At 64.2% G+C, this 15,308-nt stretch carries 15 protein-coding genes; 10 read left to right on the forward strand and 5 right to left on the reverse strand.

Translation table 11 applies throughout. The features are described 5' to 3' along the window. Window positions 1–86: 86 nt before the first annotated feature. The 4 genes from lptG to C0V82_RS06275 form a co-directional block, all read right to left on the reverse strand. The gene (gene lptG / locus C0V82_RS06260) at window positions 87–1,166 is read right to left on the reverse strand and encodes an LPS export ABC transporter permease LptG (protein ID WP_102111589.1); all 1,080 of its coding nucleotides are present in this window, start codon (window positions 1,164–1,166) and stop codon (window positions 87–89) included. After that, window positions 1,163–2,413, reverse strand: coding sequence for an LptF/LptG family permease (locus C0V82_RS06265; RefSeq protein WP_158659766.1), 1,251 nt, complete (start codon window positions 2,411–2,413; stop codon window positions 1,163–1,165). Before C0V82_RS06265 ends, lptG begins: the two co-directional genes overlap by 4 nt. Further along, window positions 2,410–2,856 (reverse strand): HIT family protein, encoded by a 447-nt coding sequence (locus tag C0V82_RS06270; protein ID WP_102111591.1) that lies wholly within the window; start codon window positions 2,854–2,856, stop codon window positions 2,410–2,412. The genes C0V82_RS06265 and C0V82_RS06270 overlap by 4 nt, the downstream gene beginning before the upstream one ends. Before the next feature lie 104 nt (window positions 2,857–2,960). Beyond that, complete coding sequence (locus C0V82_RS06275) at window positions 2,961–3,872, reverse strand: metallophosphoesterase family protein (protein ID WP_102111592.1); 912 nt, start codon at window positions 3,870–3,872, stop codon at window positions 2,961–2,963. A gap of 95 nt (window positions 3,873–3,967) precedes the next feature. Between C0V82_RS06275 and C0V82_RS06280 the strand changes: the two genes are divergently transcribed. From C0V82_RS06280 to C0V82_RS06300, 5 genes are read left to right on the forward strand one after another with little or no spacing between them, the layout of a single operon-like run. Further along, the gene (locus tag C0V82_RS06280; RefSeq protein ID WP_245924181.1) at window positions 3,968–5,128 is read left to right on the forward strand and encodes a CDP-alcohol phosphatidyltransferase family protein; all 1,161 of its coding nucleotides are present in this window, start codon (window positions 3,968–3,970) and stop codon (window positions 5,126–5,128) included. Window positions 5,129–5,134: 6 nt separating this feature from the next. Continuing rightward, on the forward strand, window positions 5,135–6,088 hold the full coding sequence (locus C0V82_RS06285) for a diacylglycerol/lipid kinase family protein (RefSeq protein ID WP_102111593.1): 954 nt from the start codon (window positions 5,135–5,137) through the stop codon (window positions 6,086–6,088). Between the two features lie 38 nt (window positions 6,089–6,126). Beyond that, window positions 6,127–7,020 carry a hypothetical protein gene (locus C0V82_RS06290; RefSeq protein WP_102113284.1) on the forward strand — a complete coding sequence of 298 codons (894 nt, stop codon included), beginning with the start codon at window positions 6,127–6,129 and terminating at the stop codon, window positions 7,018–7,020. Continuing rightward, window positions 7,017–7,634, forward strand: a complete 618-nt coding sequence (locus C0V82_RS06295) for a class I SAM-dependent methyltransferase (RefSeq protein WP_158659767.1) — start codon at window positions 7,017–7,019, stop codon at window positions 7,632–7,634. The genes C0V82_RS06290 and C0V82_RS06295 overlap by 4 nt, the downstream gene beginning before the upstream one ends. Before the next feature lie 57 nt (window positions 7,635–7,691). Continuing rightward, the gene (locus C0V82_RS06300) at window positions 7,692–8,447 is read left to right on the forward strand and encodes a sulfite exporter TauE/SafE family protein (RefSeq protein WP_054167153.1); all 756 of its coding nucleotides are present in this window, start codon (window positions 7,692–7,694) and stop codon (window positions 8,445–8,447) included. A gap of 18 nt (window positions 8,448–8,465) precedes the next feature. Here the strand turns inward: C0V82_RS06300 and C0V82_RS06305 are convergent, their stop codons facing one another. After that, the gene (locus C0V82_RS06305) at window positions 8,466–9,287 is read right to left on the reverse strand and encodes an MlaA family lipoprotein (protein WP_102111595.1); all 822 of its coding nucleotides are present in this window, start codon (window positions 9,285–9,287) and stop codon (window positions 8,466–8,468) included. A gap of 211 nt (window positions 9,288–9,498) precedes the next feature. On the opposite strand from C0V82_RS06305, the gene C0V82_RS06310 reads away from it, so the two are divergent. The 5 genes from C0V82_RS06310 (at window position 9,499) to C0V82_RS06330 (ending at window position 15,305) form a co-directional block, all read left to right on the forward strand. Then, window positions 9,499–10,860 carry a lipopolysaccharide biosynthesis protein gene (locus tag C0V82_RS06310; protein ID WP_158659768.1) on the forward strand — a complete coding sequence of 454 codons (1,362 nt, stop codon included), beginning with the start codon at window positions 9,499–9,501 and terminating at the stop codon, window positions 10,858–10,860. Continuing rightward, a complete protein-coding gene (locus tag C0V82_RS06315) occupies window positions 10,857–11,984 on the forward strand; it encodes a hypothetical protein (protein ID WP_102111597.1) in 1,128 nt (375 codons plus the stop codon). Before C0V82_RS06310 ends, C0V82_RS06315 begins: the two co-directional genes overlap by 4 nt. Window positions 11,985–12,159: 175 nt before the next feature. Continuing rightward, window positions 12,160–13,893: a fatty acyl-AMP ligase gene (locus C0V82_RS06320; protein WP_102111598.1), complete on the forward strand. Its 1,734-nt coding sequence runs from the start codon at window positions 12,160–12,162 to the stop codon at window positions 13,891–13,893. 2 nt (window positions 13,894–13,895) lie between these two features. After that, entirely contained in the window at window positions 13,896–14,840 is a 945-nt protein-coding gene (locus tag C0V82_RS06325; protein WP_102111599.1) for an NAD-dependent epimerase/dehydratase family protein, read from the forward strand. Between the two features lie 213 nt (window positions 14,841–15,053). After that, the gene (locus tag C0V82_RS06330) at window positions 15,054–15,305 is read left to right on the forward strand and encodes an acyl carrier protein (protein WP_054167148.1); all 252 of its coding nucleotides are present in this window, start codon (window positions 15,054–15,056) and stop codon (window positions 15,303–15,305) included. Window positions 15,306–15,308 lie beyond the last annotated feature (3 nt).

Below are 15,308 nucleotides of genomic sequence, written 5' to 3' on the forward strand. Positions count from 1 at the left end.
CCATCCAGCCCGTTAACCGTGGCGTCAAATTAGGCCCCAAAGGACCGGTCTTCAAGGGCGATGCCGCAATGCGACACCGTATCGCCCTATCCTTCCACATAGACCATGATGGCCCCGCCGATCGCAGCGAACAGGATCAGCGGGGACCAAACCGCCATCACCGGCGGCAAGGCACCCGCCTGCCCCATGGAGCTGAGAATGCCCGAGGATAGCAGGAAAATCAGGCCGATGACGGTGCCCAGCGCCAGACTGCCCATGGCCCCACCGCGCCGGCGCATGCCATGGGCGACGGGTGCGGCAAGCAACAGCATGACCAGCGATGCCAGCGGGGCCGCATAGGTGGAATGCAGCCGGGTGGCATAGTAGGTGGGGCTTTCGCCGCCAGCCCAGTTCCCCCGCACGATGCGCAGCAGCCGGTTGAAGGGAATGTTCTCCGGCGGCTTGCGCAGGTCGATCATATTGTTGGGTGAAAGATCCACGTCCCAGCGCGCCTTATCACTCTGCGTCACGCGCAGCGGCTCCCCGATCTCGGTCTGGACCACGCCCGACAGCTGCCAGCCATCGGGGCCATGATCGCCGCTGACCGCCGACATCAGGCCCGTCGCCTTGCCGTCCGCGTCGCGGGTGACCATCTCCACGCCCTCGATATGCTTGCCATCGTCGGAAATACTGGCGATGCGCACGACATGATCGCCCAGCCGGAACCAGACCGGCTTCACTGGATCATCATCCTTCTTTTCCGAGGGCAGTTCCGTCGCGGTCCACCAGCTGACGAACGCGCGTTCGCAGCGCGGGGCCACCTGATCGGCCATGATGAAATGGGCGATGGAGATGACCAATGCCGCCGGCAGCAGCGCGCCCATGATCTGGTATGGCGTCATGCCGACCGACCGCATGGCCACGATCTCATTCGTTGACGCAAAGGTCCAAAGCGTGGACAGCGAGCCGATCAGCACCGCCAGTGGCACCACCCTTTCCATCACCATCGGCAGGCGGATCATCGTGTAATAGACGAGGCCCCCGCCGCCCAGCCCACGCTCCAGAACCGTAGACGCGGCGTCCAATAGGTCGAGCAGTTGCAACAGTGCCGACAGCGCGAACAGAACCGACAGGACGCGAACCAGGAAGGTGCGGGTCAGATAACGGGTGATGGTGCTGCGGTTCATGGCTTGGCCCCCACCGCCTTCTTTTTCCGGCGCTTGAACAGACGGCCAACGAAGCTTGTCGCGGTGTCGATGGTATCGAACATGGCCGCGAACGGATTTTCTCCCGGCCGCACATCGGCGCGGTGGAACAACCAGCCGCACAGCAGGCAAAACAGGCCGAACGGCACCCAGATGCCGATGCTGGGCGGCAGGCGTCCAACATCACCCAGGCTTTCACCCAGCTGGATCAGATGATGGTAGATGATCAGGATCAGGGTCGCCAACGCGATCCCCTGCCCGCGCCGCGCCCGCTTCGCCGCCATACCCATCGGCACGGCCAGCAGGGGCAGCAGCGGCAATGACAGTGACCGGGCCAGCCGCGCATGCAGTTCCGACCGCACCTTGTTGAAAGGCAGGATCGACTGCGGGTCGTGCATTTCCGACCATAGCTCATGCAAGGTCAGTTCACGCTCGCTGCCGCCACGTTCGCGAAACGGTTCGGTGACCAGCCGGAATGGCTTATCCAGTGTCATTTCCCCGAACTCCATCACCTGCCGGCGGCCATCCGGAAGCACGCGCACCTGCACCCCGTCATGCAGGGTAACCAGCACACGCTGCCGGTCGGGTGTGGCGGCCAGGGCGCCGGTGACGGCTGTGGTCACCCACTTCTCGCCATTGTCGCGGTCCTGCTGCACAAACACCTTTTCCAGACGGCGCCCCGTCGGGTCCACCATATCGGCGGAGATGGTGACGCCTTCGCCGGCATCGACAAAAGTGGCTTGCGGCACCGTCGCGTCCCAGGCCGCATTGACTACCATGTGATAAATGGCGCTGTAGCCATAACGACCATAGGGCTGGAGATAGCCGAACAGGATGATGGAAAACACCATCAGGGCCACACCCAGACCCAGGAAGGACCGGGCGATGCGCGGCACGGACAGGCCGGCCGACTGCAACGCGTCCAGTTCATTATCCTCCCCCATCCGGGCGACGATGATGAACATGGAGATAAAGAACGCCGCCGGCAGGGCCAGACCCAGATAATGCGGCACCAGATTGGCGACCAGCCGGATGACCATGTCGAACGGCCCGCCATGATTGGCCAGCAGGTCGAACAGCCGCAGCAGCCGTTCCATCAGCAGCGCCACCAGCACGACCAGGAGCGACGCGAACAACGGCTTCAGCGTCTCGGTCAGGATATAGCGGTCGATCAGCCGCGTGGAGTGAAGCTGATATTGCCGTTCTGACGGCAGCGGCGAACCGTTCACGTCACATCCACCCACAATGCCTTCAGATCGGCGGTCAGCGCCGCCAGCATATCGGCATCCAGCGCCACCGCCTGGCCCAGCGCCGGCGGGCCGGGCCAGCCGGCATCGGGGAAGCTGACGCCGAGATAGTCCCGCGCGCCTTCATAGCGGGGGATGACATGGAAATGCACGTCGGGGTCCACCATCATCAGCATCAGGTAGTTGATCTTCTGATAGGCGGTGAACCGGGTCAGCACACTCTCCACCCGCGCCACCACCTCCTGCAGCCCTGCGAACGCCGCCGGCGTCAACTGCCCAAAGGCGGTCGCCGGCTCCTTGCAGACCAGAACAAGGGAGCCCAGGGCCGGTTGCTGCGGCCGTACCTGTACCGACCACAGGGCCGTATCCGCCACAACGCTGGCCGGATGGCCGAATTTCAGCATGGTGGCATTGGGCTGTGTCATGGGGCGCGGCACTCTGGAGAACGAAAGAGACAGGCACTTTAGTGCGGAACAGAGGGGACCGGAACCACCATTATCCGGTGACGTGCCCGTATCCGCCCCAAGGCCTATAACGCGGCAGGCAGCCGAAGCGTCCAGCCGCCCAAGGCCGTGACCGGCCCATCGCGGCGTTCCACGCCCCGCACTTCCACCTGCACCCGCCAGTCGGGGCCGTCTGTGTCCACCGTCACAAGGTGCCAGCGGCCAGGCATGTCATGGCGATAACCAATGGCCGACGCCGACGGCACCGTCAGACTGGGGATCGGGCCCTTGGGCCCCTTGATCATCGACAGGTTGGCAACATGGGCATGACCGTGCAGCAGCATTTCCGCCCCTGTCCGCGACAGGAGGTCACGCAACTCCCGCCGGTCGGTCAACCCCTTGCGTCCCGACACCACACCATCGGCCACGGGATGATGTACCATCAGCACCCGGAACAGCCCGCGCCGCCCGGCATCGGCAAGCAGATCACCCAGCCGTTCCATCTGTTCGCGGCCCAGCGCCCCCTGCGCCAGCAGCGGCTTGGTCGGCACACCGGAATTGGCACCGATGAAGGCCACGGACCCACGCTGCCGCAAATAGGGGAATGCCACTCCCCCTTGCCCATCGCCTGTCATGTAGTCGGCCCAAAGGCCCAGGCCATCGGCGAATGGCACATGCACCATGGCGTCATGATTGCCGGGCACGTAGGACACATCCTGCCCCGCACCCAACCCGTGCAGCCAGACAGCACCGCGCTGAAATTCGCCGGCCAAGGAGATGTTAGCGATGTCGCCCGTCACGACCCAATGGTCCACGCCCTGCGCCCGGATGTCGCCAACAATAGCGGCCAGCATGGTGGGCGTGTGGGCATGGCGGCGTTTACGCTGCCATGACTGATAGGACAATGTACGCTTGGACAGCCACTCCAACCCTTTCGGACGGTCAGGTTCCAGCGGCAGATGCGGGTCGGATAGGTGGGCAAAGCGGAAGGGCTGCATGAAAGCCAAGCTACAATGCCTTACAGGCGATAGGCAAAGCCCGCGTCAGGGAGTATGTAGACCATCAACAAATCCATCTGATCATGGTTCACGCCTTGTCCGCCGACAATCACGCCGCTGAAACCGCCCCGCCCATGGCCGCCACCATCGGCGACAATCCTGTCCGCCTGTGGGGCATGAGTTCCGCCGAACGCCTGCGCCGCCAATGCGTGCGCAGTGGTGTGACGGAGGTCCGGGCTTGGGACGGGCTGGATCAAGGCCGTTCACAACTGCTGTTGCGCACGGACTGGGTGTTTGACGAGGTGCTGGTCCGTGATCTGGCCAAGCGGCCCGGCACCATCCTGGTCGACAGCCGCAATCAGGAGCCTGTGGCGGCACATGTATCCGCCGAGGATGCCGCCGAGGTGGCGGAGATGCTGAACAGCAGCCGAATCGTGCCTGCCGATCTGGCGGCCCGGCTGCGCGTCCTGGTGCCGGACGATCTCTCTTCCTCCTATAATCACGCCCTGCGCAAGCGCGAAACCCCGTTCCTGCTGCGCCTGACGCCAGAGGCACTGCCCAAGATCGAACAGCGCATGTTCGCGGGCAGCTATAAGGGCGTTACCGACGTCATCACCAAATATGTCTGGCCGCTGCCGGCCCGGCACGTGACCAAGCTCTGCGCCGTGCTGGGTATGACACCCAACATGGTCACCGGTATCGGCGCCGTGCTGATGCTGCTGGCGCTCTGGCTGTTTGCGGAAGGCCATTACCTGCCGGGCCTTGCCGCCGGCTGGGTCATGACCTTCCTGGACACGGTCGATGGCAAGCTGGCGCGCGTGACACTGACCAGCAGCAAATGGGGCAATATCTTCGACCACGGCATCGATCTGGTCCACCCGCCCTTCTGGTGGTGGGCCTGGGTCGCGGGCCTGTCAGCAGCGGGTTTCACCATGCCGGGTGGGGAAATCTTCGCCCTGGTCGTCATCTGGGCCGGTTACGTGTCGCAGCGTTTGCAGGAAGGCTACTTCATCAAGCGTTTCAAGATCGACATGCACACCTGGCGGCCGTTCGATAGCTTCTTCCGACTGATCACGGCGCGGCGTAACCCCAATCTGGTGATCCTGACGCTGGCCACGCTGCTGGGCCGCCCGGATATCGGTATGGCACTGGTGATCTTCTGGATCGTCGCCTGCTTCGGCGTGCATATGGCGCAGATCGTTCAGGCCGAGCAAGCGTCCAAGAAGGGCCCCATCACTTCCTATCTGTCCGCCTGATCCATCATGGCGCGTCCCGGTATTATCCGTAATCCGTTCAGCCACCGGAACAAGGCGGGCGGCAGCGGCCTGCCCGCCGATGCTGCGCGCCTGTTCGGGGGCCATGTAGCCTCCCCCGATACGCCGGAAAAGCTGGTGCAATCCCTGCGCGGCTTCGCCCAGGCTGGCGTGGATATAATCGCCGTCGATGGCGGCGACGGGACCGTGCGGGAGGTGCTGACCGCCCTTCCCTATGCCTATAGCGACGCAAGCCCCGCGCTGGCCATCCTGGCGGCGGGCAAGACCAACCTGATCGCCGCCGATGTCGGCACCACCGGTTATGGCCCGCGGGGGCTGGCCGGACTGGTGCGTGCCGCACACGAGGGGACGCTGGGCACCCGCACCACGCAGCGGCCGATCCTTTCGTTGCACTGGCCTGACGGGGAACATGGGCCGGTGCGGGGCATGTTTATGGGGGCCGGCGCCTTCACGCGCGGCACCGACCTTGCCAATGCCGCCATTCATAAGGCTGGCTTCACGCAGGAGATCGCCGTGGTATTGACCATGGCAGGCGTGCTGGGCCGGGCGCTGATCGGCAATGATAGCCATGGCTGGCTGGCGGGGGAGGATTTCGGCGCAACGGTGGATGACGATCCGGCGCTGGACGGCAACCGCTTCCTGTTCCTGGCAACGACGCTCGACAAATTGATCATGGGCCTGTGGCCCTTCTGGGATCATGGCCCGCGTCCCCTGCGCTATCTGGATGTGGCGGCCAACCCGCCTGGCCTGCTGGGTGCCCTGCCCCGCCTGATGACGGGACGGCCCAGCGCGAGCATGCGCCAGGCCGGTGCGTACCGTTCCGGCGGGGCGGAACGTATTGAGCTGCGCCTGACCCGTCCCCTGATCATGGATGGGGAGACTTACCCGGCGGGCCGTGTCATCCTGTCGGCTACCGACAGCATCACCTTCATTCAGCCGTGACCGACCCGCTTTCTACCCTGATTGATCAGGAATGGGACATGCCCCTGCCCGCCCCTGCCGCCGCCTTGGTGGCGGCGCTTGTGGCGCATGGGGGGGATAATGTCGCGACGGTTCTGTTCTATGGCTCCAACCTGCGCACGGGTGACGTGGAGGGGCTGCTGGATTTCTATGTGCTGGTCGACAGCTTGACCGGTTGGCGCGACAGCCGCCCTTTGGCCGCCGCTACCCGTCTGCTGCCGCCCAGCGTGGAATATTGGGAAGTGCCGTGGCAGGGCCACACCCTGCGCGCCAAGGTCGCCGTGATGGGTATAGACCAGTTCGCCCGCAGCACCCGGTTTGATGGCATCGACACCACCATCTGGGCCCGCTTCACCCAACCTGTGATGCTCGCCCATGCCCGCGACCCAGCCGCCCGACAGCAGGTTCGCGCCGCTGTGACACAGGCGGTCACGACCGCCACCCGCTGGGCGGCATTGCTGGGTCCCGCCGAGGGTACAGCACGCGATTACTGGGAGGCCCTGTTCAAGGCCACCTATAGTGCCGAACTGCGGGTGGAGAAGGCATCGCGCGGGGTCAGCATCGTGGACCACGCCGCCGACCGCTATGCCGCCATGCTGTCCCCCGCCTGGGCATCGGCACGGGTTCCGTTTGAGGAATGGCCCGATGGTCGCCTGCACCTGCTGCTTTCGCCGGCTGAACGGGCAAGGGCGGCCAGCGCCTGGGCCTGGCGCGGACGGTTCGGCAAGGTGCTGAACATCGCCCGGCTGGTGAAGGCCGCGTTCACCTTCACCGGCGGGGTCGATTACCTGCTGTGGAAGCTGCACCGCCATTCCGGGGTGCGGCTGGAACTGACACCATGGCAGCGGCGCCATCCGATCCTGTCCGCGCCCGGCATCCTGTGGAAGCTGAAGCGGATGGGGGCGATCCGGTGAGCGGTCGGGCAGCGAACCCTACGCTTGCCCATTACAGCGCGCATGCTGCGCTTTATGCCGATCACTTGGCCGATCATGACAGCGTCGGTGCCCGGCACCGGTTCCTGTCGGCCATCGATAAGCAAGCGCCCGCCATTCTGGACCTGGGATGCGGTGCCGGGCGAGACCTTGCCGGCTTCCGGGATGCAGGTGCCATGGCAATCGGGGCTGACGGCAGCCCCGCCCTGGCCGCGATCGCCACACAGCAGACTGGGTGCGCGGTGCATGTGTTGGACCTTCTTTCCACCGATCCCGCCCCGTGGATGGATCATTCGTTTGACGGGATATGGGCCCATCATCTGTTCTTCCACCTGCCGGAATTCGCCCTTCCGCACATTCTGGGCCGGGTCGGGAACTGGCTGCGGTCCGGTGGTGTTTTCTATGCCTGCGATCCGACCGGCGATGGCATGGAAGGCATGGCCGCCGATGGCCGCTATCTTGCCTTTCGCCGCCCGCAAAGCTGGAAAGCCGCGGCGAAGCGGGCCGGGTTCACCCTGCTGGCCGATTGGCGCCGGCCCGAAGGACTACCCCGTCACCGGCAGGAATGGCTGGCCACTTTGTGGCGCCGGCTTTGACCTGACCAGATTTTTCCCGCACAAAGGCAGCCCACGCCGCCCTTCGGAAGGACACCGATGATCGAAGACATCCTGCTTTTCATCGCGGTCGGCTTTGCCGCCCAGATGGTGGATGGAGCCATCGGCATGGCCTATGGCGTGACGGCCAGCAGCGTCATGATGTCGATGGGCGTGCCCCCGGCCACGGCCAGCGCCAGTGTGCATGTGGCGGAAATGTTCACGACCGGTGCCTCCGGCTTTGCCCATTGGCGACGTAAGAATGTCCGCCTTGATCTTGTCTGGCGGCTGGCACTTCCCGGCATGCTGGGTGGTGCGCTGGGTGCCTATGTGCTGTCGGGGATCGATGGCGATGTCATCCGGCCCGTGGTGGCCGTCTATCTTCTGGCCATGGGTGGCCTGATCCTGTGGAAGGCGCTGCACCCACCGCCGCCACATGAGCTATCAACGCGCAAGGTCGCGGGTCTGGGTCTGGGCGGCGGTTTCCTGGATGCGATTGGCGGTGGCGGCTGGGGCCCGATGGTGGCCAGCACCCTGATCGGCGGCGGCACGCAGCCGCGCTACGCCATCGGCTCGACCAATCTGGCTGAATTCTTCGTGACGATGACGGTGTCCTTCACCTTCATCTTCACCATCGGGCTGGAGCTTTGGCCCGCCATCCTGGGCCTGATCATCGGTGGCGTCATCGCCGCACCGTTTGCGGCGATGGTGACGCAGAAGCTGCCCGACAAGCCCATGATGATCCTCGTTGCCGTGGTCATCATGCTGCTCAGCCTGCGCAATCTGGTCGATGTCGTACAGAAATGGCTGGCCTGACGGCCAGCCAGCAGACCTTTACTCGTAGTCGGGAATATCCGGCATCTGCTCCACATCGGGCTTGCCGTCGCGAATCCAGCCGTCGCGCCGCTGACGGTAAAGTGAACGCATGGAGGCGTAATAGTCGAAGCTGTTGCGCTTCACATCGTCCAGCGCCTCGATATATTCGGCCCGCGTATCCAGCGCCGTCAGGGTGCCACGGGTCAGGGTGATCCAGTCTTGATCGGTGTTGCTGGCATAGTTCGACACCGGATCGGCGAAATACTCACCCACAAAGCCGGTGGCGTCGCGCACCGATGACGGGCCCAGCAGCGGCAGCACCAGATACGGCCCCTCCGGAATGCCCCAGACGGCCAGCGTCTGATCCAGGCTTTCATATTCGTAAGGCATGCCATGGTCGGCAGCCACATCCATCAGACCACCAAGGCCGATGGTCGTGTTGATGGTGAAGCGCCGCAGGACATCGCCCGCCCCATGCCAGTCGCCCTGCAAAAGCTGGTTCGTCAGATCCAGGGGGGAGCGCAGATTGCGCAGGACATTGCGCACGCCCTTCTGCACCGGCGTCGGCAGGACGGTGCGGTAGACCTTCGCCGCCGGGCGGATGATCACGACATCCAGCCCCTCATTGACCCAGAAGATGGCCCGGTTCACCGGCTCCAGCGGGTCATTCACATCCTCGGCGGGACCAGCGGCCACCAAGGCTGCGTTATCCACGTTCAAGGCGGGCGACGGTGCCGCTGCGTTATCCTGCGCCGCAACCGGCACAGCCGTAACAGCAAGGGCCAGCGCGGTGGCCAGCGCGGTGCGGTGCAGCAGATGGGTGGCGGACAAACGCGACATGGGCAGGGCCTCAACAGCAACGGATATTCGGCGGGCGGCACGCGAACCTTGTTCATGTAGGCCGCATCCGTCCCCCGTAAAGTGATCACAGTCACAGGACAGGGCGCCATTGCCAACGCTGCAATTCGTCTATCCCGTCATGCATGGCCTATGCGGATGAGCGGCCTGCTGCTAAATGGGCAGGGCATACCCATTTCAGACAGCTCGACACGTGGCCCGTAAGACGTTCCGTTCTCCCCTCACATCCTGGTTTGGCGATGACCGCCTGCGCCGTCTGTTTGCCAATGCCGGCATCCTGCTGGGCGGCAAGACGGTGAACGCTATTGCCGGCTTGGCGGGACTGGCCATCGCCGCACGCGCGCTGGGGGTGGAACAGTTCGGCATCCTGGTCCTGATCCACACCTTCACCCAGACCATCGGTGAGATCGCCAAATTCCAGAGCTGGCAGGCTGTCCTGCGTTACGGCACCCCCGCGCTGAACGATGGGCGGATCGGTGATTTCCAGCGTCTGCTGCGTTTCACAGCACACCTGGACGGGTGGAGTGCAATCGCCGGCACATTCCTGTCTGTGGCCGTTGCCTGGGCGTTGGGCCCGTCCTTCGACTGGCCGGCGGAACTGATGCCGGCGGCCCTGATCTATGTCACATCGGTCCTGTTTATGGTGCAGGCCACGCCCACGGGCATCCTGCGCCTGATCGACCGGTTCGACATCCTGTCGGTGCAAAGCACGCTGGGGGCCATCATCCGCATGGTGGGCGGCGGCATCGCTTGGGTGATGGGCGGCGGCATCGTGGCCTTCCTCGTGGCCTGGTACATCGCAACCGCCGTCGCCGGTATCTATCTCATCGCCAAGGGCTGGTCGGAACTGCGCAAGCGCGGTTTGCTGGACGGGTATAGCTGGCGTGGCGATGGCAAGCCGATGAGCCATGGATTCGACGGGGTGTGGAGCTTCGTCTGGTCCACCAACCTCTCCTCCACCCTGGAACTGGCCTATACCCATATCGGCACGCTGGCCGTCGGCTGGATGCTGGGCCCACGCGACGCCGCCCTGTTCCGCATCGCCCGGCAATTAGGGGAAGCTCTGGCCAAGCCTGCCAAGCTGCTGATCCCCGCCATTTACCCCGAATTGTCGCGCATGATCGAGGCGCGGCAGTTCGGGGAGATGCGATCTCTGATCCAACGTTCGGCCCTGCTGGCCGGGGCCGGCGCCATGCTGGCGCTGGTCATCTGCTGGTTCATTGGGGAAATCGGCCTGCGGCTGATCGTGGGGGAGGAGTTCGTGCCCGCCTGGCCCGTCATGATGTGGCTGGTGGCCGCCGCCGTGGTCGGTATCTGGTCCTTCCCGCTGGAACCCGTCATGGTTTCGGCAGGTGAGGCGCACAAAGCACTGATGGTGCGCATCTGGACTACGGCGGTCTACATCCCGATCCTTCTGGCCTGCATCCACTGGTTTGGCTTGATTGGCGCCGGCTGGGCCCGCATGTTCTCCGCCATCCTGGTGCTTGTCGCGTTTCTGGTGCCCGTGGTGCGCTGGTTCCGACAGCGGATGGCGGAGGAGCGGAACAAGGCATGAGGATCGGGTTTCTCTACAACAGTCAGAGTCACCAGATCCTGCATTCCCTGCCCATGGCGCTGGAACTGTCCATCCTACGCCCGGACTGGCAGGTGGACATCCTGGCCCCCAGCCACGACCACTTGGATTACATCCAGCAATTCATCCCGCTTTATCCCGGCGCCAGAGTCACTCTGTGCCTATTACCGCAGCCGCTGGGCATTCGTGTTTACCGTCGGTTCCGTGCTCTCCCAGTGCCCCCCAAGGCATGGTCGCTGTTCCATAACCGCCGGATGCTGAATAGCTATGACGCGCTGGTGTCGACGGACAAGACCAGCCTCTTGCTGCGCTGGTTCGGTGTCAGGCGGCCCAAATTCATCAACACCGAACATGGCGCCGGTGATCGGGACGTCACCTTTGACCCCCGCGTTGCCAAGTTCGACTTTAACCTGATCCCCAGCCCGAAAAGTGCGCAGCGCCTGGTGGAGGCGGGATATCTGACGGCGAACCGCTATGCGGTTTCAGCCTATGCGAAGTTCGACGCCGTCAACCGGCTGGCGGGCAAACGCCTCCCCCTGTTCGGCAATGGCCGGCCCACCATCCTCTACAACCCGCACTTCTCCGCAACACTGGGGTCGTGGCCACGCTTTGGCATGACGGTTCTGGAGATCATGGCCCGTCAGGACCGGTACAACCTGATTTTCGCGCCACATATGCGGCTGTTCGACCCGGTGACGCCGGGCAAACTGGCGACCTTTCAGCGATTCCAGGGCCTTGATCATATTCATATTGACCTGGGCAGTGATGCCAGTTGCGATATGACCTACACAATGGCCGCAGACCTCTACCTCGGGGATGTCAGCAGTCAGGTCTATGAGTTCCTGTGCAAGCCACGTCCATGCGTGTTCCTGAACGCCCATGCCGTTGCTTGGCACGAAAACGCCAATTACCGATTCTGGACCTTCGGGCCTGTGCTGGACACGCTTGATGATCTGCTGATGCATCTGGACGATGCTTTCGCCAGGCATGAGCAATGGCGGGCAGTACAGGAACACGCTTTTGCCGCAAATTTCGACCTGTCGGTTAATAATCCAGGACGGCATAACGCCACGCTGCTGGCGGAATGGCTGTCCCGCTCCATTTGACAGGCGGAAAGGGTGCCCCTACATCCGCGCTGATTGCCCGAAACCTCCCGCTCTGGTATGAGCCGGCATGGACGGGCCTCCATATGTTGGGGGTACGCTTTTGCCGTTTCACGCTGTGAACGGAATTCAATCCTTCGCTTCGGGCCTCACGCCCCCTTGTTCGGAACAGTACGCCATGGTCAGCCCCACTCCTTCCAAGCATGCGCTCGCCTCCCGCCTGGCTGATTTCGCCACGGTTCCGGAAGCGATTGAATACGCGTCGCGCGGGGAAACCGGCCTGAATTTCTATTCCGGCAAGGGTGAACTGACAGAGGCCCTACCCTATGCGCAGATGTATGAACAGGGCGTGGCGCTGGCCCGGAAGATGCTGGCCAAGGGGCTGACGAAGGGCGACCGCGTCGCCATCATCGCTGAGAGCGATGGCGACTTCATGCGCGCCTTTACCGCATGCCAGTTCGCGGGCCTTGTTCCCGCCCCCCTGCCCCTGCCGGCAGCATTCGGTGGCAAGGATGCCTATATCGAACATATCCGGCGCATGATGCAGGGGGCCGATGCCTCCGCCGTCCTGTCGCCCGCGTCGCTGGCCGACTGGGTGAAGGCCGCCGCCGATGGACTGGACATGAAGGCGGTGGGCACACTTTCCGTGTTCGACGATGTCGATGGGGCGGGGATCGAACTGCCGACCGTCGGGCCGGACGATCTCTGCTACCTGCAATTCTCGTCCGGCAGCACGCGCTTCCCCCTGGGCGTGGCCGTGACGCAGCGTGCCCTGATGGCCAATGCCTATGCCATCACCCATCATGGGCTGAAGATCACGGCGGCGGATCGCTGCGTTTCCTGGCTGCCGCTCTATCATGACATGGGGCTGGTCGGGTTCCTGCTGACCCCGCTGGTCTGTCAGGTTTCCATCGACTATCTGCCGACCCGCGAATTTGCCCGCCGTCCGCTCCTGTGGCTGAACCTGATCACCCGCAATGGTGGCACGCTCTCCTACAGCCCCAGCTTCGGGTATGAGCTGGCGGCCCGGCGCGCGGAGACGGCCTCGACCGAAGGGATCGACCTGTCCACCTGGCGCGGTGCCGGCATTGGCGGTGACATGGTGCGCCCGCGCGTGCTGCGCAAGTTCGCGGAAACCTTCGCCCCGCGCGGGTTCAGCGCCGGCGCCCTGGTCCCCTCCTACGGCATGGCAGAGGCGTCGCTGGCCCTGTCCTTCGCCCCGCTTGGCGTTGGGCTGGTCACTGATCGGGTCGATCTGGACCGGCTGGAGGGCGACGCGGTCGCCGTGCCGCCCGGCCCCCAGACGGAGCGTGAGCGTGAATTCGTGCTGAACGGCCCCGTCCTGCCGGGCCACCAGATCGAAGTGCGCGATCCCGATGGCAAGGTGCTGGGTGAAAAGCAGGTGGGCCGCCTGTTTGCCCGCGGCCCCTCGCTGATGCGCGATTATTTCAACCGGCCGGAGGAGACGGCGGCTGTCCTATCCGCCGATGGCTGGCTGGACACGGGCGACCTCGGTTACATCTGCGATGGTCAGATTGTCATCACGGGCCGGGCCAAGGACCTGATCCTGGTCAACGGCCGCAACATCTGGCCGCAGGACCTGGAATGGTCCGCCGAACATTCCATCGACAGCCTGCGCAGCGGCGACGTCGTTGCCTTCTCGGTCGATGGTGACGGCGGGGAACAGGTGGTGGTGCTGGTCCAGTGCCGTCCGACCCAGGAAGAGGCCCGCGCCGCCCTGGCAGCGCAGGTGCAGGGCGTGCTGCGCGCCGCCCACGGGCTGGAGGTGAAGGTGGTGCTGGTGCCCACCCACTCCCTGCCCCAGACCTCGTCCGGCAAGCTGTCGCGCACCAAGGCACGGCAGATGCTGCTGGCTGGTGAGTTCGGCGCCAACGCCATGCTGTCCGCCTGATTATGAAGGTCGCCGCCATCACGGGTGGCACGGGCTTTCTAGGCCGCTACATCGTGGCGGCCCTGCACCGCGCCGGTTTTGCCGTCCGCATGCTGGTGCGTCAGGACCCGGTGCATCCGCTGCTAGACGATGTCCGGCCCGAACTGGTACTCGGCGATCTGTGTGATGATGCAGCCCTGGCAAGGCTGGTCACCGGGGCCGATGTCGTCATCCATAGTGCGGGCCTGATCAAGGCCAGGGACCGGGCACAGTTCTTCGCCGTCAACGAGGGCGGGTCGGCCGCCATCGGCCGTGCCGTCGCCACCCACGCCCCCGGCGCCCGACTGCTGCTGATCTCCAGCCAGGCCGCGACGCAGCCGCACCTGTCCCACTATGCCGCCAGCAAGCGGGCGGGCGAGGTGGCCGCATTGGCAGCCTATGGCGGAACTGATTGGTGCGTCATCCGGCCGCCCGCCATCTATGGCCCCTGGGACCGTGAAACCCTGTCGCTGTTCAAGGCGGCGGCGGGGCCTGTCGTGCCCGTTCTGGGCGGGGCCGATGCGCGGCTTGCCATGGTGCAGGTGGAAGATGCCGCCGACGCCATCGCCGCCCTAGCCATCCCTGGCGGGCCACAGGGGCAGGAATTTGCCCTGTGTGACGGGGTCGCCGCCGGCTATGACTGGACCACGCTGCTGGATTGCGCGGCGGATGCGGTTGGCCAACGCGCGGCCCGTGTCCGGGTCCCTGTCCCGATCCTGCGGGCCATCGGACTGGCCGGCAGCATTACCGCCGCCGTGACCGGCAAGGCGGTAATGCTGACCCTGCCGAAGACGCGGGAAATCACCCATCCCGACTGGTCTGTCGCGTCGCAACAAATGCCGCCTGAATCGCTCTGGAAACCCCGGGTCGGGCTGCGCGAAGGGTTCGCGGGTGCGGCAAAATGGTATCGGGAGCATCGCTGGATCTAGCGATTTGAACAAAGTTCGCTCCAAACTGTTGCGAATTTACCCTGCGCTGTGTCATCTGTCACAGGTGATCCATGCGTTTTGTGGTTTGCTCTTGCATCCTTCGGCGTTGCAATTACCTTACCGGAAAGTGACGCTTTTTAGGACAGAGGCCGGGGGGCACCGGTCTGTTAGCTACTGCAATAACCTATTCTGAAAGACTTCCGGGGCGCTTTAATGACTACCGACGTCAACGACATCGTCGAAACCATCATCGCCGCCCTGGTCAAGACCTTGCCAACGCCGGTCACCGTCACGACGGAGACCAGCATCACGCGTGATCTCGGCCTGGATAGCCTGGCTGTCATGGATTTCGTGATGGTGCTCGAGGATAAGTTCGATGTCTCGATCCCGATGGAACGGATCGCGGAAGTCGAAACCATCGGCGACCTGGCCAGGACCATATCGGAACTCCGGGGGCACGCCTGAGAA

It is taken from the genome of Niveispirillum cyanobacteriorum (genome assembly GCF_002868735.1).
In the GTDB taxonomy this organism is placed as follows: domain Bacteria; phylum Pseudomonadota; class Alphaproteobacteria; order Azospirillales; family Azospirillaceae; genus Niveispirillum; species Niveispirillum cyanobacteriorum.